The organism is Sphingobium sp. B8D3A, from assembly GCF_025961995.1.
In the GTDB taxonomy this organism is placed as follows: Bacteria; Pseudomonadota; Alphaproteobacteria; order Sphingomonadales; family Sphingomonadaceae; genus Sphingobium.
This window is the reverse complement of sequence record NZ_JAOQOS010000001.1, coordinates 3,597,501-3,617,377: the sequence shown is the minus strand read 5'-3', so window position 1 is coordinate 3,617,377 and position 19,877 is coordinate 3,597,501. Positions and strand designations below refer to the sequence as shown.

The window sequence follows — 19,877 nt, the reverse complement described above, 5'->3', positions numbered from 1 at the left end:
GCCGGATGCCGCTATGGCATCCGGCGCTTCTTTCTTCGTAGCGCTTGCCAGCAGGCAGGCCGCAACGCATGATCGCGCATCGAGAGCGATCGTTCCACGGGCATGACCAGCAAAGCACAACCGGACCCCGACAAGCCGCCCCAGGCCATGCCCCAATATCTTGCCCTGCGCGATCGCATCGCGGAAGGCATCGATGCCGGCAAACTGCCGCCCGGCACGCGCCTCCCGTCGGAGCGGCAACTCCAGACCGAGAGCGGCGCCGCGCGCGGGACTATACGCGAGGCGCTGTTCCAGCTCGAGGCCGAGGGACTGATCTACCGGCGCGATCGCTCCGGCTGGTATGTCTCCCCGCCGCCGGTGACTTACGATCCGACCCGTTGGGCGGGGTTCATGACGTACGTCACCGAGCAGGGCCGCTTGCCCGCGACGGAGACGCTGAGCACGGAGGAAATCCCTGCCGCATCGGCCGTGGCAGACATTTTCAGAGTGGCGCCGGGGTCGCGCCTGTTCATGATCTCCCGTCGCCGCTCCATCGACCGGCGGCCTGTACTGGTCGAGCGTATCATGGTGGATTGTGCGCTGGCCCCAGGACTGCTGGACCATGATCTCAACGGTTCGCTCACGCAGATCCTGAGCAACCGCTACGGCCTTTCGGTGGCTCGCAACCGGGTGGACATGCGTCCGTGCGCGCTGGTGAAGTCCGCTGCGGACGGGCTGAGCGTCAAGACCGGTACACCCGGTCTGCTGGTGGTGCGCACCAGCTTTGACGAGCAGGGCCGGGTGATTGAATATGATCAGGAATTCTGGCGGCACGACGCAATCCGTGTGCATGTCGATACCAGTGTGAAACCGCCGCAATCCTGAACTGACGACTGGCAACTTCGTGTCGCAATGATCCGCAGGGCGACGATGAAGGACAGCTACCGCACAATGGCCCACCTGCGACCGCCCAGCGCGGCGGAGCTGATTGGCGATGGGAAACGTCCCATCGGCTTGTCCAAAAATGTCTTAGACGCAGGCGCAGACACGATTTATAGGCCTAGCGAGTCAGGAACCGGAAATAATTCCGGCTATACGAAGCTTGCCAGGGAACTTGTGCCATCATGAGAGAATTTCACTCCTATCGCCCCGCTGAGGGCCATCGTCTCAAGCATCAGCCGGCGAACGCGATCGTCGCGCCCCGCCCGATCGGTTGGATCAGTACGGTCAGCGCCGACGGCGTCGCGAATCTCGCCCCGTTCAGCCTGTTCAACATCGCCAGCTATCGCCCGCTGATCATCGGCTTCTCGTCCGGCGGGGAGAAGGACAGCGTCCGCAATGCGCGGGAAACCGGTGAATTCGTGTGGAACTTGGTTGGCCGCGATGTCACTGACGTGATGATCCTGACCGGGGACGAGGTGGGTCCGGAGGTCGACGAGTTCGAGATGGCAGGGATCGAGAAGATCGCCTCGATCGATGTCGCACCGCCGCGCGTGGCGGCGAGCCCAGCCCAGTTCGAATGCAAGGTGACGGAGATTGTCCACCTCAAGGATTTGGATGGCGTTCCCAGCGACTTCCGCGTGGTGTTCGGCCAGGTCGTGCATGTGCACATCAATCAGGACTGCATCCTCGACGGCATCTATCAGACCACCCATGCCGTGCCGGTGTCCCGCGGGGGCGGCCCGGCCGATTATTATGAGACGCGTGCCGATGCTCTGGTCCAGAAATGGCGACGCGGCCCGGTTACGCCCGTCGATCGCAAGCGAGAGTTTTCCAAGTAACCGCCTGCCCGAAATCCCTAGCTTACGCTTCCCCCAGTCTCCCAACTGGGCGACATCGGTACCGACGACCGTTGCAGCGGTTGACGGGCCGAAACGGCGAGCGACCTTGCCGAACGGGGGGCGAGGCCGTTTGTCAGGCGCGATTGCTCTTAAGAATCTGACGCGCCCGATCCCGGTTGAACCGGCAATCGACGTATCTATTCGCAGCAGTAGTAGCGTCCGATGGCAGACTTGGCCTGTGCTATGTCTCCTTCATCCGCCGTTGACCGGGCGAAGGCATCTCGCGCTTCTTTGACGAGCCGCGCTTCAAGTGCGCGCAGATCGATCCCGGTGCATTGCCCTCCCTGAACGACGGGGCGACCGCCGATGAGCAGACATTCGACATGCTCGGCTCTGGCCCGTCCGAGCACAAGGCGGACAGGATCGGGATCAGGCATGACGCAATCGGCGGCCAGAACGCCGAACCGAAGGATCAAAAGATCCGCATCCTGACCTGCTGCGACCGTATGGGCGGGCGGCGAAGCAGCGCCGAGGATGGATTGCAGGCACGATCGCTATGACGAGGTCGTCGGAAAGCAGCCCGGCGCGCCAATGATGTCGATCGGGACTGTTGACGCCAGGAGGTTAATTCAGCCGTGTCGTCGAAATTCGCTCTTCGTTCATGCGACGCGCGCGGTAGTGAATGACGGGACTTGGTACAACGCGTCGTTTCCAACCGCAGGTTTGGCTGAAGCGGTCGGTCGTTCGGCGGCAGTGACCCGTTCTCGTACGAGGAAGCGTGATCCGACGCGTCCGTCGGCCCCGCTGTCAGGGGCCATCCTCCGGCAGCTGGCGCATTACACGGTCGGCACAGTTCCGCCGTCGATGACATATTCGGTGCCGGTAATGGCTGCGGCACGATCGGAGGCGAGGAACGCGATGAGGCTGGCAACCTCGTCGGGCCTCGCGGGCCTGCCGATCGGGATCCCGCCCAGGGCATCCATGATCATCTTCTTGCCGCGTTCCACGGCGCCGCCATGTTCTCCCGCCAGCCGAGTGGCGAGGTCGATCGATGCTTCTGTCTCGATCCAGCCGGGAGAAACGCGCATCACCCGCACGCCTTTGGGCGATATTTCTTTCGAGAGCGCCTTGCTGTACGTCGACAGCGCCGCTTTGGCGGCAGCGTAGGCGGTGGTCGAGTCCGGTAGGGGCATTTCGCGCTGGATCGAGGTGACGTGAATCACGACGCCGCTCCTGCGAGACACCATGTCCGGCACCAACTCCCGATCGAGCCGGATTGCCGGCATGAGATTGAGGTCGAGCTCCTTCTGCCATTGCTCTTCGCCCAGGGCTGCGAAGCCGCCTGCAGGAGACGACGAGCCGCCCAGCATGTGGACGATGATGTCCACGCCGGCCATGCGCTCTCGAACCCCTGCCGCGACTTGCGCGCATCCTGCCAAAGTGGTCAGATCCGCGGCGACGAATTCTTCATCTGCTATGCCACTTGGCTGGGTCCGCGCTGTGGTCAGGATCTGGGCCCCCAGGTCACGAAAGAGACGGACCGTTGCCGCTCCGGCGCCCCGGGTCCCGGAGGTGATCAGGGCCCGCTTGCCCTGGAGCGTGAGAAACGGGCTCACAGGACGATCTCCAAAGCCGCGATCTTCTCGCCGTCCAGGACGAAGATATAACGCAGGTCTATCGGGCTTCCCGGAAAGTCGCCTTCCAGATGACCTGTCACCACCAGCCGGTCGCCATCTGCCGCGATCGAGAACGGCTCGACCGTATAGCTGTATTTCGTAGAGGAAGAGGCCTTCCAAGCCTGAATCGCTTCGCGTCCGCTATAGGTTTCCCCTTCGTCCGTCACGATAGCTGTTTCCGTGAAGCACTGCGCCACGCGCTCGGCACTTTTTGTTTCATCGGCGGCAAAATAGCTGGCGATGGCGTCGGGCAAGTCGATCGTCATAGGTCTTCATTCCTGCCGCAAGCTGGGATGACCGGGTGGTCATCAATCTGTGTGCGGAGGACACCAATTTAGCGTTGGACCGGGCGCACGAAAATCGGGATAAAGTGGGATGCAGTATTGCGGTTATCGGGACAATGAAACGTCATAGTCTGACCGAACTCGACGCGGTGGTGGCAATCGTGCGCAGGGGATCATTCCGTGCTGCCGCGATCGATCTTGGCACCTCCACGTCTGCATTGAGCAACGCCATCGGCAAGCTGGAGCGTCAGCTTGGTGTGCGCCTCTTCAACCGAACGACCCGGAGCGTCTCGCTGACCGATGCGGGGCACACCTTCGTCGCCCGGATGGGGCCTGCGTTGCAGGAGATCCATGAGGCGATGGAGGCCGTGCGATCGCAGCAGGACGTGCCTTCGGGAACCTTGCGGATCAACGCGTTTCCGACAGCGGCACGGGAAATCATGGTTCCGCTCGTGCTTCCGTTTCTGCGCCGCTATCCGCAGGTCCACATCGACCTCGTCACGGAGGGGCGGCTGGTCGATATCGTCGGTGAAGGCTTCGATCTCGGCGTTCGATCTGCGGACTTGGTTCCCAGCGACATGATCGCCGTGCCTCTCGGCGCTTCCCGTCATTTCGCCGTCGTCGCCACGCCGGACTATTTTGAAAAGCAGGGCAAGCCCCAGGTTCCAGCCGACTTGCATTCCCATCAATGTCTCCGCGTCAGGCTACCCAATGGCGCGTTGTTCCGTTGGCATTTCGAGAAAAACGGGCAATCCGTTCAGTTGGATGTCAAGGGTCCGATCACTCTGGATGAAGCCAGCCTGTCCCGCACGGCCGTGTTGAACGGCGTCGGGATTGGCTTCTTCATGGAGTCCGACGTCAGGAAGGAACTCGCCGACGGACGCCTGGTGCAAGTCCTCCAGGATTGGACCTCACCCATCGCGCCACTTGCCCTCTACTATCCCAGCCGGCGCAATCCATCTGCCGCATTCAAGGCTTTTGTCGATTTGGCGCGCAAGTGCGCACATGACCTCTGACATGGAAGGCAGTTTCTCGAACAGTCCGCTGCGCGTTATGGAGCCTCTATCAACCGGGCGCTGCGGCTAGCTGAAGACGGTGCCCATTGCTTGACGAATGGCCGATGCCAATTCGTCTTCGCTACGTCCTCCGTTGACGGCGATGCGCCCGCCGAAAACGAAGTGCGGGACGGATCGGACTCCGGCAGCTGTCGATTGCGCAGCCTCCTGCTCGGCACGGCGGTGCTGCTCGGGATCAAGCGCGATCACACGGGCTTCATCGCGCTCAAATCCATGGGCTATGGCGATATCGGCGAGAACATCGGCCTTCGAGATGTTCCTCGCTTCCAGAAAATAAGCGTCGGTGATCGCTACCGCCAGTCGATGCTGGGTTCCTCGTTCGCGGGCCGCAAGGATGAGCCCGTGCGCGGGCTGCGTCCTGTAGGCCCAGCGTTGCCGGCTCAGGTCAAGGCGGAGGCCCGACATGCGCGCCTCTGCCTCGGGACGGGCAAACGCCGCCTTGGGATCCGTCACGCCATAACGCGAGCGAAGGAGGTCGGGAATGAACAGGCCCTCTGGTGGTGCATCCGGAAGCAGAAGGACCGCCTGCTGACGGATATCCACGTCGAGCTGGGGGAAGCGCTCGGCCAGAACCTTGTCGAGACGGTGGTGCCCGATGAAGCACCAGGGACAGCTGATCTCGGTATATAGCGTGATTTGCAGCATGATATCGCTCCTAGGATCGACGCTGTGGATGAACGACCTCAGAATCAGGCCGCATTTTCTAGGACTGCGCGAACCTGACGTTCGGCAGCGGCGATGGCGCCCTTAGCCGCTTTAGGCCCCAAGACAGTGCCTTCCACCCGGACGATCTCGACGTCGGTCAAGCCGATGAAGGCCAGAAGATGGCGCAGATAGCCGGTCTGGAAATCGTACGCAGCCCATTCGCCGTCGGAGAGGACGCCGCCTGCGGCGGTGATGAGATAGACTTTCTTGCCGGTCAGAAATCCGCGTGGGCTGCCGGATTTGTTGTAGCCAAAGGTCACGCCCGGCCATGTGATATGATCGAACCAGGCTTTGAGCTGCGAAGAGGGGCCGAAGTTGATCATGCCGGAGCCCAGGACGATCACCTCAGCTGCCTTCGCCTCATCGACCAGTTTCTGGGCGAGGCCGACAGCCTCGACCTGCTCGGGCGTGCGCGCCTCAGGCGCCGCGCCGCGGCCGTGAATATAGGCTTGGCCGATATGTGGCGGCGGGTTGACCGAAAGGTCACGCCTCAGAAGAGTACCGCCCAAGCGCGCTTGGAGGCCCTCGGCGATCTCGGTCGCGAAGCGGGTGGACAGGCTCTCGGCACCGCGAGGGCTCGATGTAACGAGGAGAATGTTGGTCATGGTCACTCCGACGAAGACAGGGTAGTAACTTAATGTTACTGACACTATTAAAGTGACCAAATCATCCCTCGCAAGAAGGCACTCGAATGAAACCAGGTGACATTGATTTTCCTACCCCTGGCCCTGGGGAAGATTGCCGGATGGTTCGGGAAATTCTCGACTTGGTGGGCGACAAATGGAGCCTGTACATTATCGCCACACTCAAAGATGGGCCGGTACGGTTCAATGAGCTCCGCCGTCGGATCAATGGCATCTCGCAACGGATGCTAACCATCACCTTGCGCGGACTGGAACGCGACGGACTGGTTAAGCGGACATTGTTTCCGACGATCCCGCCGCGCGTGGATTATGAGCTGACCGGAATGGGCGTTTCGCTCCTTGGGCCTGTCATGGCGCTAACCGTGTGGGCCAACGCCAATCAGGAAAACATCCAGAACGCCCGCAGCCGGTATGATTCGAATTAGGGCCTAGGGGATCCCATTGTTGATTGCTGCTGGGAAGTGCCCCCCTAATACAAACTGTCCCTGACTTTGAGCGGGGCAGCAGGGTTGAACATGGGCTATTGCGTCATCTGGCGCTGGGATTACCGCGATTACCTGTGGATCTGGCAGATCGCCGAGCGCACCGGTCTTCTTTCTGGAAATGCCCTTCTCGAATGTCTGCGGTCAGGCCCCGTCGAGACCTGGCTTGCGAGGCACCGGAGGGGCCGAGCAAGCTCGACCCGCTCTTCGAGCTGCTGGCGGCCTGGCTCAGGCGAAAGATGGACTGCTCGTGTAAAGGAGAAGTGCATGATCAAGCAGTTACATGCCAATCTCGTGAGCTTGGGCTTCGATGGTTCCTACGGCCCTTTCCTCCCTTCGCCCGCGGCTGACATGATGGGTTCCCGGCGGGAGCAGTAAGTGGCGGTTTCGCCTTCGCTGACGGAGCCTCCCGTGACCGCGCGCCCGGGCGCTGAGGCTGATCGGTGAGCTCATGGCTGATTTGGAGCGTTATGATGCTCCGTGCCGGGAGAACCCATGCGTCATGATCCCGGCAGGGGCGCCATCATCGTCACGCTGCCGCCTTGGGATGAACGGCATGGCACAGGCAGTCATCCTGGGGAGCAAGGTGCCCCGGCATTCAATGCGGTTCCGATCCTATCGCAGTTCCTCACTGCACAGAGGAGTTGCGATCAGTATCTTACCATCTCACGGCATCCGGTTCCCGGCCAATAGCCGCCTAGCCAGCTTGGACTTCATCAGCAGCGAGATCAACGAGGCACCGGCTGCGTCCACGTAAGTTTATGGACGTGGACGACAATATCGTTCCGGTCGGCGGACCGGCACACCGGCAAGACCTACAACCTACACCGCCTCAAACGTCGAGATTGGCGACGTTGAGGGCGTTGTCCTGGATGAACTCGCGGCGTGGTTCGACGATATCGCCCATCAGGCGCGTGAAGATCTCGTCGGCGACGTCCGCCTGTTCGATCTCGACGCGGAGCATTGAGCGCACATTGGGGTCGAGCGTGGTTTCCCACAGCTGGTCGGCGTTCATCTCGCCGAGGCCCTTGTAGCGCTGGATCGCGAGGCCCTTGCGGCCGGCGGCCAGCACGGCGTCGAGCAGTTCGGACGGGCGGGTGATCCGCACGCCGCGCGCCTGCGCAGCGGTGGGTGCGGCGGTCTCTTCGCCGTCGCTGTCTTCCGTCTCGCTCTCGGCCTGCGCCTGAGCGGCGGCCGCGCGTGCGGCGAGCAGGTGGCTTGGGCTGGCGTACAGGCTCGCCTGCTCCTTGGTCAGCGTATCCAGCTTGCGGGCTTCGGCGGAATTGAGGAAGGCCGGCTCGATGATGTGATGATCGGTCACGCCGCGCACCAGCCGCTCGAGATGATAGCCGCCCTCGGCCGAGAGGCGGCCGGTCCAGCGGCCTTCCTCGTCGGTCCGGTCCAGCCATTCCGCCGCGCGGGCGAGCGCCTGCGCGCGGGCATCGTCGGAGAGATCGAAGGCCAGCGCGCCAGCCAGCGCCAGCGCCTCGACGATCGCACCGTCATAGCGACGCGGCACATAGCGCATCAGCGCGCGGCTGCGCCGGGCATGGTCGATGAGGTCGCGCAGGTCCTGACCCGAGCGGGTGCCGGTTTCCGTCTCCAGCACCAGTGTATCGACGCCATTGTCGACCAGATACTGGTCGAGCGCGGCCTCGTCCTTCAGGTAGACTTCGCTGCGCCCGCGCGTGGCTTTGTAGAGCGGCGGTTGGGCGATGTAGAGATGGCCTGCCTCGATGATCTGCGGCATCTGCCGGTAGAAGAAGGTCAGCAGCAGCGTGCGGATGTGCGCGCCGTCCACGTCGGCGTCCGTCATGATGACGATCTTGTGGTAGCGCAGCTTCTCGAGATTGAAGTCGTCGCGAATGCCGGTGCCCATCGCCTGGATGAGCGTGCCGATCTCGCGGCTAGCCAGCATCCGGTCGAACCGGGCCCGCTCGACATTGAGGATCTTGCCGCGCAGGGGCAGGATCGCCTGGAAATGCCGGTCGCGGCCCTGCTTGGCGGAGCCACCGGCCGAATCGCCCTCGACGAGGAACAGTTCGGACTTGGCGGGATCGCGCTCCTGACAGTCGGCGAGCTTGCCGGGCAGGGAGGCGATGTCCATCACGCCCTTGCGGCGCGTCAGTTCGCGAGCTTTCTTGGCAGCCTCGCGCGCGGCGGCGGCATCGACGACCTTCTGGATGATCGACTTGGCGTGGCCGGGATTTTCCTCGAGCCACTCCTGCATCTTGTCGGCCATCAGGCTCTCAAGCGGCTGGCGCACCTCGGAGGAGACCAGCTTGTCCTTGGTCTGGCTGCTGAACTTGGGATCGGGCAGCTTGACCGAAACGATGGCGGTCAGCCCCTCGCGCATGTCCTCACCGGTCAGGCTGACCTTCTCCTTCTTGAGCAGGCCGGACTTGTCACCATAGCTGTTGAGCGTGCGGGTCAGCGCGGCGCGGAAGGCCGCCAGGTGAGTGCCGCCGTCCCGCTGCGGGATGTTGTTGGTGAAGCAGAGGACGTTCTCGTAATAGCTGTCGTTCCACTCCAGCGCGACATCGATGCCGATGCCGTCCCGGTCCGCCGAGATGGCGATGGGGTCGGGCATCAGAGCGTTCTTGTTGCGATCGAGATATTTCACGAAGGCCGCGATGCCGCCCTCGTAGAACAGGTCGTGCTCCTTCACCTCTTCATGGCGCTTGTCGCGCAGCAGGATGCGCACCCCGGAGTTGAGGAAAGCCAGTTCGCGATAGCGATGCTCCAGCTTGTCGAAATCGAACTCGGTGACGTTCTTGAACGTGTCGGTCGAGGCGAGGAAGGTGACGCGCGTGCCCTTTTTTGGTTTGCCGTCGACCACGGGCGCATCGCCGCGCACGACGAGCGGGCCTTCCGCATCACCATAGCGGAAGCGCATCCAGTGCTCCTTGCCTTCGCGCCACACGGTCAGCTCCAGCCACTCGGAAAGCGCGTTGACGACGGAGACGCCGACGCCGTGCAGGCCGCCGGAGACCTTATAGGCATTGTCGTCGGAGGTGTTCTCGAACTTTCCGCCGGCGTGCAGTTGGGTCATGATGACCTCGGCCGCCGAAACGCCTTCCTCGCGGTGAATGTCGGTCGGGATGCCGCGACCATTATCCTCGACCGAAACGGAGCCGTCCGGGTTCAGCTCGATCAGCACCAGATCGCAATGTCCGGCCAGCGCCTCGTCAATGGCGTTGTCGCTCACCTCGAAGACCATGTGATGCAGGCCGGAGCCATCATCGGTATCGCCGATATACATGCCGGGGCGCTTGCGCACGGCGTCCAGGCCCTTCAGCACCTTGATGCTGTCGGCACCATAATCATTTGCGTTCTGAGCGGGGGTCGTATTGCTATTGTCCGTCATGCCCCAGCCTATAGGAAAAGGGGGCGACGAACGGAAGCGAAATGCTGTTTTTTCACCGCGCGGGAAGGGGCGCTCATGGCCCATTCAGGCAGAAGGGGGTAGAGCGGCAATCGGGCGCGGGAAATGGGAAACCGGAAAGGACGCAGGATGCGTTTCATGTCTCGCCTGTTCACAGGCATTATCGGGGTCGCGATGGTCGCTACGGTGCCCGCCGCCGCCCAATCGACTCGCGCAGCAGAGGCGCAGGCCAAGGCTGACGCCAAGCTCGCCAAGGCGCTGGAAGGGCGCACCGCCGGAGAGCCGGTCCGGTGCATCAGCCTGAGCAGCGTGCGCTCGACGCAGATCATCGACAAGACGGCGATCATCTATGAGGTCGGCGGCAAGCTTTACGTCAACCGGCCGGTGAGCGGCGCCTCGTCCCTCGACGATGACGATATTCTCGTCACCAAGACGAGCAGCTCGCAGCTGTGCGATGTCGATATCGTCCGGCTGGTGGATCGCGCCGGCCACTTCCCGCGCGGCTTCGTCAGCCTCGGCAAGTTCGTTCCCTATGAGAAGGTGAAGACCGCGAGCTGAACTCATTCCGGCATGATCTTATAAAAAAGAGGCTCCCGGCGGTGCGCTGGGAGCCTCTTTCTGTATCTGCGGGGCCCGTGCAGTGGGCCAAACGATCAGGCGGCGCTCTTCGCGGCCTTGTTCTGCTGGTAGCGCTCAATGGCTTCCAGCGTGATCTGGCGAGCTTCCGCGCTGTTGCCCCAGGTGCCGACACGCACCCACTTCTCGGCCTCAAGATCCTTATAGTGCGTGAAGAAGTGCTCGACCTGCTTGAACACGATGTCGGGCAGATGCTCCTTCTCGGTCACATTGGCGTAATAAGGGAAGGTCGCGTCGTCGGGGACGCAGAGCAGCTTCTCGTCACCACCATGCTCATCCTCGAGATTGAGGACGGCGATGGGGCGCGCGCGCACCACTGAGCCCGGGATGAAGGGCGAGCGGGCCACGACCAGCGCATCGAGCGGATCGCCATCGGGCGAGAGGGTGTGCGGCACGAAACCGTAATTCGCGGGGTAGCGCATCGGCGTGTGCAGGATGCGATCGACGAAGAGGGCGCCCGATGCCTTGTCGAACTCATATTTCACCGGCTCGCCACCGGTCGGCACCTCGATGACGACATTGAGGCTTTCCGGCGGATTGCTGCCGACAGGAATCATATCGATGTTCATGGTTTTTCGCACCCACAGGTTAATTGACGGAAGTCTCGCCGGTCCGCGCTGTCAGCAGTCGGTCGAGACTGGTTGAACCCTCTTGTGATTTTTCGAGGCGCGGATAGCGCAGGCCGCCGGAATAATCGAGCGTGATCGTGCGATATCTTTTGTCCCGCCTCAGGGTCAGGACGAGCGGATGTTTTTGGGCCGTTGCCCGGACCCCCTCGCGGAAGACATCGGCGGAAAACTCGGTGTCGCCAACCGCCGTGATCGAATCGCCGACCGCGATGGCTGCCTTGAAGGCGGGGCTATCCCAGATGACGGAGCGCACGACGCCATCTTCCCCGACGATCAGCCCGGGGCCGAAGCTCTGGTCGACATATTTGCCCACGGTCTCGGCGGCCCGAATCGTCGAGTTGGTGATAAGGCCGTAGGTCAGCTTGTAGCCGCCTAGGTCGAACCCGGCCTTGGTGACCTCGCTATTGGTCTGCTCTATCCGCTCGCGCAGCAACCCGTCCCAATCATAAGCGACGACGCCGTTCAGCGTGTCGATCACATCCTGACGATTGTAGGTCAGCACGCCCCAGTCGCGATCGTTCACGCCGAAGAAGGCCTTGGCGAAATCATCAATGCCGCGCGCGCCGGCGGTTTCGCGGCGGATGATGGCGTCCACTTCCAGCCAGATCATCAGGCCTTCATTATAATAGTCTTCCGGGCGCTGCCAGCTCGTCCAGGCCTTGGGGCGGCGGGCCGCGATGATCGGATCGTAGGTGGTGTCGATCACCGGGCGCCAGGTGCGGCCTCTGGTCGCGTCGAGCCGCGCCGCGATGGCGGCCAGCGCATCGAGCGTCTCGGCCTTGCTCAGCAGTCCCGAACGGGCGGAGAGCACATAGCCCCAGAACTGGGTCTGGCCTTCATACACCCAGAGCAGATCGTCCTGCATGGGGGTGGCGAAATCGGGTGTCCAGAGCATCTCCGGGCGGCGATATTTGCCGTTCCAGCTATGGGTGAATTCGTGCGCGAGCAGGTCGCGGTCGCCCAGCGCAGCCTCCCATTGCGTGAAGTAGCCCAGCGGGACGCCATTTTCGCTGAGCCGGTGATGCTCCAGGCCGATGCCGCCCAGCTTGTCCGAGATGGAGAGCAGGAAATTATAGCGATCATAATGGCGCGCGCCGAACAGCGCGACCGCCTCATCGACAAGGCGGCGATGCAGGTTGATCTGCGGCTCGGTGGCTTTGAGTTCTTCCGGCGTATCGGCAAAGACGCTCAGCCGCACGTCTGGCGCCAGCGCGATCTCGCGGCTGTGGAGCCCTGCGAAGATCGGCGAATCGACCAACGTTTCGTAATCGGTCTCCTCGTAGCGGACCGTCTTGCCGTCGCGCTCACTGGCCAGCGCAGTCGCCGCGCTCCAGCCTTCCGGTAGCGTGACGCTGGCCTGAATCGGGATGCGGCGGGTGTAGAAGCCGGCCGGATAAAGCGAGACGCTGTCCCACTGCAGGTTGAGCAGCGAGTCGGTCATCACGATCCGGCCCTGATTGCCCGCGGTGGGCGCCAGAAACTGGAAATTGGCGATCACGGCGCCTGCCCCGTCCGGCACGGAGAGGTGGAAGGCGTAGACGTTGAGCGGGTCGCGCTTCCAGCGCAACGGCCGGCCGTCCGCCGTGGTGAAGCTCAGGCCCGCGATCTTCTCGATCTGCCCGCGCGGGGCGTGGTGGCCCGGCAGCCATTCCGGCAGCAGCAGGGTCAGCGGGCCACCGGTCGACATGGGGATGGTCTCGCGGATGGTGATGATGCGCCGGTCCACATCGGTCGCATCCACCTCCAGCTTGAGCGTGCCGCTGGTCCAGGCGATGTCCCGCGCTTGCGGCACGGTGCTCAGGATCGGGAGAGCCGCGGGGGCAGAGCGCGGCGGCGGCGCGGCGGCATCCTGAGCGAAAAGCGCGCTTGCGGGCAGAGTCAGCAGAAGAAGGGCAGGCAAAAGGCAACGGCGCATCATGGCACTCCGGGGAAATAGATGCGCCCAGCATGACAAGGGGGTGGCAAGGCGTCCACCCCCTCGGTCTATATCCTATGCTCGGCCTCAGGCCGCGCGCGGCAGCTTGCTGGCGTCCGCCCAATTGCCATGCAGGCCCGAGCGGATGCGGATGGGCAGCTTGGCGCGGGCGATTGGCCCGGCGGGCAGGTTGAGCGCGTCGAGCACCACCAGGTCGGAATAGTTGGTGATGAGATTGTCCACGAGCGCGATGATGTAGCCATCGCCCTCCGGCGCATCGGCCGAGCGCGGCACGAAGCAGGGCTCCTGGATGATCGATTCCGGACCCGCCCACCAGCAATCCTCGGTGCGTGCGACGAGATCCCAATGGCCGATCTTGTTCATCTTGAAGCCGCTGGCGCGACCACGGAGGAAGTCCATCGGCATGTCCGGGTCCATCACCAGGCCCCAGCCGTGGCGATAGGGCTGGCCGACGAAGCGCTCGTCGATGCGGGGAAATTCGTCGATCCAGTCGGTGAGCTTCTCGATGCTGGTGAATTCGTCGCCGTTGGAGGCCAGGTCGACCGTCCAGCGGGTCAGGAAGGGACGCGCGGCCACCGGATCGAAGCTGTCATCATGAATGTCTGGGAAGAAGGGGAAGCTGTTCCCTTTCGCCTCGCAGGTGTCGAAGTGAATCTTGGTGCCGTCCTGATAGGCGTTCATGACATGGCTGGCGAAGCAGTTGTCGCGCTTGAACCAGCGAATGTCGGAGCCATCAGCGCCGCGCTTCAGCACGCCGAGGTAGACCGGGAGCGTCTTGTCGAAGCCGAAATGCGGCTTGCCGGCTTTCAGCCGATCCCAATTGCCGGTGATCGGCACGATGTGGAAGATCACATAATCCTGGGTGAGGCCGAAGTCGTGCATCATACAGTAATAGGGGACCTTGAAGAAGGTCTCGAACAGCACATTGCCCTGCGGGTCGATCTCGAAATAGCTGACATCATCGGTCAGCACGCCGGTCGCGGCATAGCCATGGTTGCAGAAATTGCCGGTGACGGGGTCGATCTTGCCGTGGCCGGAGAAGGTCTGGTTTTTGATCTTGCCGTCAAAATTCGTGTAGCCCTCGGTTTCCAGGCTGAGCGGATCCATGATGAGGCAGGGGCTGTCCTCCTTCATTGCATAGAGCTTGCCAGCGTGGACCATGACGTTGGTGTTGGCCGTGCCGCGGATCATGCCCTTGACGCTCTCGTCATCGGTCAGCGGATTGCGATACATGCCGAACAGCGACTTGCCGGCGGCCCGCTCGGCCTTCCACTTGTCGGTCTGCGCGTAGCGCTGGCGGAAATCGACCTTGCCATCATGGAAGTGGAACAGGCTGACCATGCCGTCGCCATTGAAGAACTGATCGTTCTCGAACATCGGCGGGAATTGCGCATCGGGGTGGACGCGATGGAAGGTGCCATTGAGTTGCGTGGGGATTTCCCCCTCGACTTCCATATCCAGAATGTCGCCTTCGATGCGCAACGGGCGCAGCACGCCTGTCATGCCGGGCGTATTGGGGTAGTGGGCCATCCGACTCTCCTTGATTGATCTCTCAACAAGTCGAGTGAATGGCCGCTTTCGGCAGGGGCGGCGTTGATCCGTGTCAAACCCTCAGCCTTGTCGCGCGCTTCGGAGGAAAAGGACGGGGCGAACCTTATTCGCCGGGAAAGCGCTCGAACGTCGGAAGGGCGTCCAGTGTGGTCATCCAGTGCGGCCGCTCGGCGGTCTGGATCTGCACTTGCGGCGGCAGCGCCTCGGGATCGTCGAACGTGGCGGCCTGGATATCGATCAGCCCGGGCAAGGCCTCCGGATTTGTGAAGAACAGGCCCGTGCCGCAGACGGGGCAGAAGCTCCGGGTCACGGACGGGGAGGACTGATAATCGCTGACATTGCCAGTCAGCACCGTCACCGCCTTTTCCGCAAAGGCGGCCCAGAGCACCATCGGCGCGCCAGATGATTTGCGGCAGTCCGCGCAATGGCAGAGCGCCACATGCTCAGGCGTTCCTGTTGCCCGGTAACGCACCGCGCCGCATTGACATCCGCCTTCGAAGCTGTCGCTCATCACTGTCTCCCCAAGCTCACGAAGGAACATAAAGAGAACAAGCTGCCCTTGCAAGCCGGTTTCCTTAAAGCGCGATTCCCGCTAGAGGCGCGGCCATGGCGAAAATCGAGACACCCCGGCCCGTTCGCGGCACTCAGGATATGATCGGCGACAGCGCGGACCGCTTCGCGCATGTGCTCGAAACGTTCGAGAAAGTCCGCAAACTCTATGGCTTCCGGCGGATCGAAGTGCCGGTATTCGAACAGACGGCAGTCTTCTCCCGCTCGCTGGGCGAAACCACCGATGTCGTCTCCAAGGAGATGTACAGCTTCGAGGATCGCGGCGGGGATTCGCTCACGCTGCGTCCGGAGTTCACCGCCGGCATCGCGCGGGCCTATATCACCGAGGGCTGGCAGCAATATGCGCCGCTCAAGGTTGCGACGCACGGGCCGCTGTTCCGCTATGAGCGGCCGCAAAAGGGCCGCTATCGCCAGTTCCACCAGATCGATGCCGAGATCATCGGCGCGGCCGAGCCGCTGGCCGATGCCGAGCTGCTGATCTTCGCCGATCAGTTGCTCAAGGAGCTGGGCATCAGCGAGGGCGTGACGCTGACGCTCAACACGCTGGGGGATGCCGCAAGCCGTGATGCCTGGCGCGCTGCGCTGGTTGCGCATTTCGAAGGCCACAAGGCGAGCCTGAGCGAAGACAGTCTGACCCGGCTCGAAAAGAACCCGATGCGCATCCTCGACAGCAAGGACCCGCGCGATCAGGCAATCGTGGCGGACGCGCCGGATATCGACGCCTATCTGACCGACGAGGCGCAGGCCTTCTTCGAGAAGGTGACCGACGGGCTGAAGGCGGCTGGCGTGGCGTGGACCCGCAATGCCCGGCTGGTGCGCGGGCTGGATTATTATCGCCACACCGCCTTCGAGTTCGTCACGGATCGGCTGGGCGCGCAGGGGACGGTGCTGGGCGGTGGCCGCTATGACGGGCTGATCGAGACGCTGGGCGGCCCGGCGACGCCGGCGGTCGGTTGGGCGGCGGGGATTGAGCGGCTGGGGATGCTGCTGGATGCGCCGAGAGAGCAGCGCCCTGAACTCGTAGTGGTTGCCGACGATATTGGTTCGGAGATGTTCGCTCTCCAGATTGCTTCACTTTTCCGGCGCAACGGAATCACCGTTGAACCGATCGTGTCGGGATCCCTCAAGAAGCGTTATCAAAAGGCACGTAGCCTCAATTCGGACTGGATCATCAAGACCAATCTGCCCGGCTCGGCCCCATCCGGGGCTGTTTGTGCTCGTTTGGCATTTGGCCGGGAAGACCTCGACACTTCCCTTGAGCCCAAAAAACTAGAAGCAATTATCCGTCGAAGCTTTGAAATTGATCACGTGGATGGTCTGGTTCCTCACGCAACGGTTCTGCTGACCGACATCGGGGCATGACCACCATCTCCCCCGATCGCATCGCTGCGATCCTCCGGCGGCAGGAGGAGGTGCAGGCGCAGATGGCCCGGCCGGATCTTGATCCGGCGGAGTTCGTGCGGCTGTCCAAGGATTATGCCGAACTAGAGCCGGTGGTGCAGGCCGCGCGGGCGCTTGTGGCGTTGCGCGCCGAGCAGGGTGAGCTGGAGGCGATGCTCGCCGATCCCGAAATGAAGGCGATGGCGCAGGAGGAACTGGAGAGCCTGCGCGCGCGGCTTCCGCAGGCCGAACATGCGCTGGCCGTGGCGCTACTGCCCAAGGATGCGGCGGATGCCCGTCCGGCCATGCTGGAGATTCGCGCCGGCACGGGTGGCGATGAGGCTGCACTGTTCGCCGGGGATCTGTTCCGCATGTATCAGCGCTATGCCGAGACGCAGGGCTGGCGCGTCGAGATCATCTCGGCCAGCGCGTCCGAAGCGGGCGGTTTCAAGGAAGTGATCGCCAGCGTGACCGGCACTGGGGTGTTCGCGCGCATGAAGTTCGAGAGCGGCGTCCATCGCGTGCAGCGCGTGCCGGTGACGGAGAGCGGCGGGCGCATCCACACCTCGGCGGCGACCGTGGCCGTGCTGCCCGAGGCCGAGGATGTCGACGTGCAGATCAACGAGGCGACTGACCTGCGGATCGACGTCTATCGCTCGTCCGGCTCGGGCGGGCAGCATGTGAACACGACCGACAGCGCCGTGCGCATCACCCATTTGCCGACGGGTCTCGTCGTGACGCAGCAGGACGAGAAGTCCCAGCACAAGAACAAGGCGAAGGCCATGAAGGTGCTGCGCACACGCCTCTATGAAGCCGAGCGCGAGCGCACGCAGGCGGAGCATGCGGGCGCGCGCAAGGCGATGGTCGGCTCGGGCGACCGCTCGGAGCGCATCCGCACCTATAATTTCCCGCAGGGCCGCGTGACCGATCATCGCATCAACCTGACCCTGCATCGCCTGCCGGAAATTCTCGAAGGCCCTGGACTAGACGAGGTGATCGCCGCGCTCATCGCCGAGGATGAGGCTGCGCGGCTGGCGCAGCTCGACATGGCGGCGTGAGCGGCGGGGGTGTGTCGACCATGAAGCCGGGAGCGGGGGGCTGCTTTGCCCTGGGCTCCTGCCTTCGCAGGAGCACGAGCTTGTGAGCGGGCTGGCCGATTGGCTGCGCGCCGCCACGACCGCTCTGGGCGCGGTCAGCGATACGCCCCGGCTCGATGCTGAACTGCTTGCCGCCCACGCGCTGGCGATGAGCCGCGAGGAGATGATCCTTGCCCTGCCCCGGCTCTCCTGCCCCGAGGGCGCGGATGCGCTGCTCGCCCGGCGGCTGGCGCATGAGCCGATCGCCTACATCACCGGCACGCGGGATTTCTGGACGCTGACCCTGAAGGTCGCGCCGGGCGTGCTCGTGCCGCGACCGGACAGCGAGACCCTGATCGAGGCGGCGATCGCGCAGTTCGAGGGGAGGCGGCCGCCGGGACGCATCCTCGATCTCGGCACCGGCTCGGGGGCGCTGCTGCTGGCGGCGCTGGATGTCTGGCGGGAGGCGAGCGGTGTCGGCGTCGATGCCTCTGCGGCTGCGATCGAGATCGCACGGGCGAATGTCCGGCTTTGCGGGATGGAGGCGCGGGCGGAGATCCGCGCGGGGGACTGGGCCGACGGGATCGAGGAGTGCTTCGACCTCATTCTCTGCAACCCGCCTTATATCAGCACGTCCGCCATGCTGCCCCGGCAGGTGCGCGATCATGAGCCAGCCAGCGCCCTGTTCGCAGGAGCCGATGGGCTGGACGATTATCGGCGGCTCGCCGCGCAGACGGGCGACCGCCTCGCCGCAGGAGGCGCAGCGATCTTCGAGATCGGTTTCGACCAGGAGGAGACGGCCGGCGCACTGTTTCGGGAAGCCGGCTTCCATGTCGCGGTGCGCCGCGATCTGGCCGGGCGGGCGCGGGCGCTGGTGCTCACCAGGGCATAGGGCTGCGCTTTTTCACGGCTCCCAACGATTTTCGCTTGGTTTGATGCACGGGAACGACTATCTGCCAGTTTCAGGACCACTGTTGCAAACGCGCGAAGCGCTTGCGTGAGTGGTCTGCTCCCACAGTTTTGGCGGCGTTCTGGAATTGGAGCCGTTGGCCGAAGCGCGGGGCGAGAGCGGTGTCAAAACCGTTCCGCCAACGATGTGTTGTATAGCGCTTGGGGCCATTGATCGGGAACGCCGGGTTTTAGTCGAGAGCATAGGGACGAACCTTTGATCAATAATCGTCAGGCCGGTCGCCGTCGCGGTCGGAATAACCCGCGCCAAGGGGGCGGAGGCAATCGCGGTAACGGCGATTCGGGCAACCGGATCGACAGCCGCGCACGGGGCAATGCGCCTCAGCTTCTCGAAAAATATCGCAATCTGGCGCGCGACGCCCAGATGTCCGGCGATCGGGTGAACGCGGAATATTATCTGCAGTTCGCCGATCACTATTTTCGCGTCCTCGCCGACAACCGTGCGCGGCAGGAGGAGCAGCAGGGCCGCTTCCGTCGCAACGACGATGGCGATCAGGACAACAGCTTCGACAATGACGAGCTGATCGACGGCAGCGAGGATGGCGACGAGTTCGCACCGCGCCATCAGGATTTCCGTCAGCAGGACAATCGCAATCAGGACGAGCGCCCGCGCCGCGATCGTGGGCGGGACCGGGACGGGCAGGATCGCCCGGCACGGCAGGAGCCGCGTCAGGACCAGGGCGAGCGTGCGGAACGGGCAGAGCGGCCCGAGCGTGCTGAACGCCCGGAACGCGCCGAGCGCCCGGAGCGTGCTGAACGCAAAGAGCGTCAGCCGCGCCGTCCGCGCGTTGCCAATGATGACGAAACCGATCGGGATGAGGGCGAGATCGGCCTTCCCGGTCTGCCGCCCTCCATCGCCCGCATCGAATCGGACGAGTCCGAGGATCGGGCCGAAGCGCCGGCAGAGGCGAATGACGCCACGGAAGCGCCCGCAAAGCCGCGCCGGGGCCGTCGCCCTCGTGCGACCGAAGCGGCGGAATGATCTGATCCGGAACCGCGCTCTTTGAAGGTGCGGACGTCGCGGGCCGGGCTGTGATCCGGTTCGACCAAATCAAAAGAGCACGATCGGCCATGCAGGCTGATCGTGCTCTTGTCGTTTCAGGCGCTGAGTGGGCCTA

Annotated in this window: 20 protein-coding genes (1 of these 20 only partly in view); 10 read left to right on the top strand and 10 right to left on the bottom strand. The window is 63.4% G+C overall.

Features of this window, described 5'->3' with window-relative positions:
- Positions 1-102 precede the first annotated feature (102 nt).
- The 3 genes from M2342_RS16755 to M2342_RS16745 all read left to right on the top strand — a co-directional run bounded on the left by M2342_RS16755 (position 103) and on the right by M2342_RS16745 (position 2,320).
- Entirely contained in the window at positions 103-864 is a 762-nt protein-coding gene (locus M2342_RS16755; RefSeq protein WP_264579903.1) for a UTRA domain-containing protein, read from the top strand.
- A gap of 239 nt (positions 865-1,103) precedes the next feature.
- Complete coding sequence (locus M2342_RS16750; protein ID WP_264579902.1) at positions 1,104-1,760, top strand: flavin reductase family protein; 657 nt, start codon at positions 1,104-1,106, stop codon at positions 1,758-1,760.
- A 383-nt stretch (positions 1,761-2,143) separates the two neighbouring features.
- Entirely contained in the window at positions 2,144-2,320 is a 177-nt protein-coding gene (locus M2342_RS16745; protein WP_264579901.1) for a hypothetical protein, read from the top strand.
- 276 nt (positions 2,321-2,596) lie between these two features.
- Here M2342_RS16745 and M2342_RS16740 read toward each other — a convergent pair whose 3' ends face one another.
- The gene (locus tag M2342_RS16740) at positions 2,597-3,376 is read right to left on the bottom strand and encodes an SDR family oxidoreductase (RefSeq protein ID WP_264579900.1); all 780 of its coding nucleotides are present in this window, start codon (positions 3,374-3,376) and stop codon (positions 2,597-2,599) included.
- The gene (locus tag M2342_RS16735; protein WP_264579899.1) at positions 3,373-3,702 is read right to left on the bottom strand and encodes a nuclear transport factor 2 family protein; all 330 of its coding nucleotides are present in this window, start codon (positions 3,700-3,702) and stop codon (positions 3,373-3,375) included. Before M2342_RS16735 ends, M2342_RS16740 begins: the two co-directional genes overlap by 4 nt.
- A gap of 134 nt (positions 3,703-3,836) precedes the next feature.
- Between M2342_RS16735 and M2342_RS16730 the strand changes: the two genes are divergently transcribed.
- Positions 3,837-4,736 carry a LysR family transcriptional regulator gene (locus tag M2342_RS16730; RefSeq protein WP_264580069.1) on the top strand — a complete coding sequence of 300 codons (900 nt, stop codon included), beginning with the start codon at positions 3,837-3,839 and terminating at the stop codon, positions 4,734-4,736.
- Positions 4,737-4,802: 66 nt separating this feature from the next.
- Here the strand turns inward: M2342_RS16730 and M2342_RS16725 are convergent, their stop codons facing one another.
- Positions 4,803-5,441 (bottom strand): DsbA family oxidoreductase, encoded by a 639-nt coding sequence (locus M2342_RS16725; protein WP_264579898.1) that lies wholly within the window; start codon positions 5,439-5,441, stop codon positions 4,803-4,805.
- Positions 5,442-5,485: 44 nt separating this feature from the next.
- Entirely contained in the window at positions 5,486-6,106 is a 621-nt protein-coding gene (locus M2342_RS16720) for an FMN-dependent NADH-azoreductase (protein ID WP_264579897.1), read from the bottom strand.
- Positions 6,107-6,192: 86 nt separating this feature from the next.
- Here M2342_RS16720 and M2342_RS16715 point away from each other — a divergent pair, with 86 nt between their 5' ends.
- The gene (locus M2342_RS16715; RefSeq protein WP_264579896.1) at positions 6,193-6,570 is read left to right on the top strand and encodes a winged helix-turn-helix transcriptional regulator; all 378 of its coding nucleotides are present in this window, start codon (positions 6,193-6,195) and stop codon (positions 6,568-6,570) included.
- An 889-nt stretch (positions 6,571-7,459) separates the two neighbouring features.
- Here the strand turns inward: M2342_RS16715 and gyrB are convergent.
- A complete protein-coding gene (gene gyrB, locus M2342_RS16710; protein WP_181558428.1) occupies positions 7,460-9,994 on the bottom strand; it encodes a DNA topoisomerase (ATP-hydrolyzing) subunit B in 2,535 nt (844 codons plus the stop codon).
- Positions 9,995-10,150: 156 nt separating this feature from the next.
- Here gyrB and M2342_RS16705 point away from each other — a divergent pair, with 156 nt between their 5' ends.
- The gene (locus M2342_RS16705) at positions 10,151-10,570 is read left to right on the top strand and encodes a hypothetical protein (protein ID WP_181561271.1); all 420 of its coding nucleotides are present in this window, start codon (positions 10,151-10,153) and stop codon (positions 10,568-10,570) included.
- A gap of 95 nt (positions 10,571-10,665) precedes the next feature.
- Here the strand turns inward: M2342_RS16705 and ppa are convergent, their stop codons facing one another.
- The 4 genes from ppa to M2342_RS16685 form a co-directional block, all read right to left on the bottom strand.
- A complete protein-coding gene (ppa, locus tag M2342_RS16700) occupies positions 10,666-11,217 on the bottom strand; it encodes an inorganic diphosphatase (RefSeq protein WP_181558429.1) in 552 nt (183 codons plus the stop codon).
- 19 nt (positions 11,218-11,236) lie between these two features.
- The gene (locus M2342_RS16695) at positions 11,237-13,192 is read right to left on the bottom strand and encodes a M61 family metallopeptidase (protein ID WP_264580068.1); all 1,956 of its coding nucleotides are present in this window, start codon (positions 13,190-13,192) and stop codon (positions 11,237-11,239) included.
- 87 nt (positions 13,193-13,279) lie between these two features.
- The gene (locus M2342_RS16690) at positions 13,280-14,743 is read right to left on the bottom strand and encodes a carotenoid oxygenase family protein (RefSeq protein WP_264579895.1); all 1,464 of its coding nucleotides are present in this window, start codon (positions 14,741-14,743) and stop codon (positions 13,280-13,282) included.
- A 124-nt stretch (positions 14,744-14,867) separates the two neighbouring features.
- On the bottom strand, positions 14,868-15,275 hold the full coding sequence (locus M2342_RS16685; RefSeq protein ID WP_264579894.1) for a GFA family protein: 408 nt from the start codon (positions 15,273-15,275) through the stop codon (positions 14,868-14,870).
- A gap of 95 nt (positions 15,276-15,370) precedes the next feature.
- Here M2342_RS16685 and hisS point away from each other — a divergent pair, with 95 nt between their 5' ends.
- The 4 genes from hisS to M2342_RS16665 all read left to right on the top strand — a co-directional run bounded on the left by hisS (position 15,371) and on the right by M2342_RS16665 (position 19,741).
- Positions 15,371-16,696, top strand: a complete 1,326-nt coding sequence (hisS, locus tag M2342_RS16680) for a histidine--tRNA ligase (RefSeq protein ID WP_264579893.1) — start codon at positions 15,371-15,373, stop codon at positions 16,694-16,696.
- Entirely contained in the window at positions 16,693-17,772 is a 1,080-nt protein-coding gene (gene prfA, locus M2342_RS16675) for a peptide chain release factor 1 (protein WP_264579892.1), read from the top strand. Before hisS ends, prfA begins: the two co-directional genes overlap by 4 nt.
- 82 nt (positions 17,773-17,854) lie before the next feature.
- Positions 17,855-18,682: a peptide chain release factor N(5)-glutamine methyltransferase gene (gene prmC, locus M2342_RS16670; RefSeq protein WP_264579891.1), complete on the top strand. Its 828-nt coding sequence runs from the start codon at positions 17,855-17,857 to the stop codon at positions 18,680-18,682.
- Positions 18,683-18,955: 273 nt separating this feature from the next.
- Positions 18,956-19,741 (top strand): DUF4167 domain-containing protein, encoded by a 786-nt coding sequence (locus tag M2342_RS16665; RefSeq protein WP_264577223.1) that lies wholly within the window; start codon positions 18,956-18,958, stop codon positions 19,739-19,741.
- Between the two features lie 133 nt (positions 19,742-19,874).
- On the opposite strand, the gene M2342_RS16660 is transcribed toward M2342_RS16665, so the two are convergent.
- Positions 19,875-19,877: the 3' portion of a hypothetical protein gene (locus tag M2342_RS16660; RefSeq protein WP_264571838.1), read on the bottom strand. The gene runs 303 nt beyond the window's last position; the window shows 3 of its 306 coding nt (coding positions 304-306); its start codon lies beyond the right edge, outside the window; the stop codon is at positions 19,875-19,877.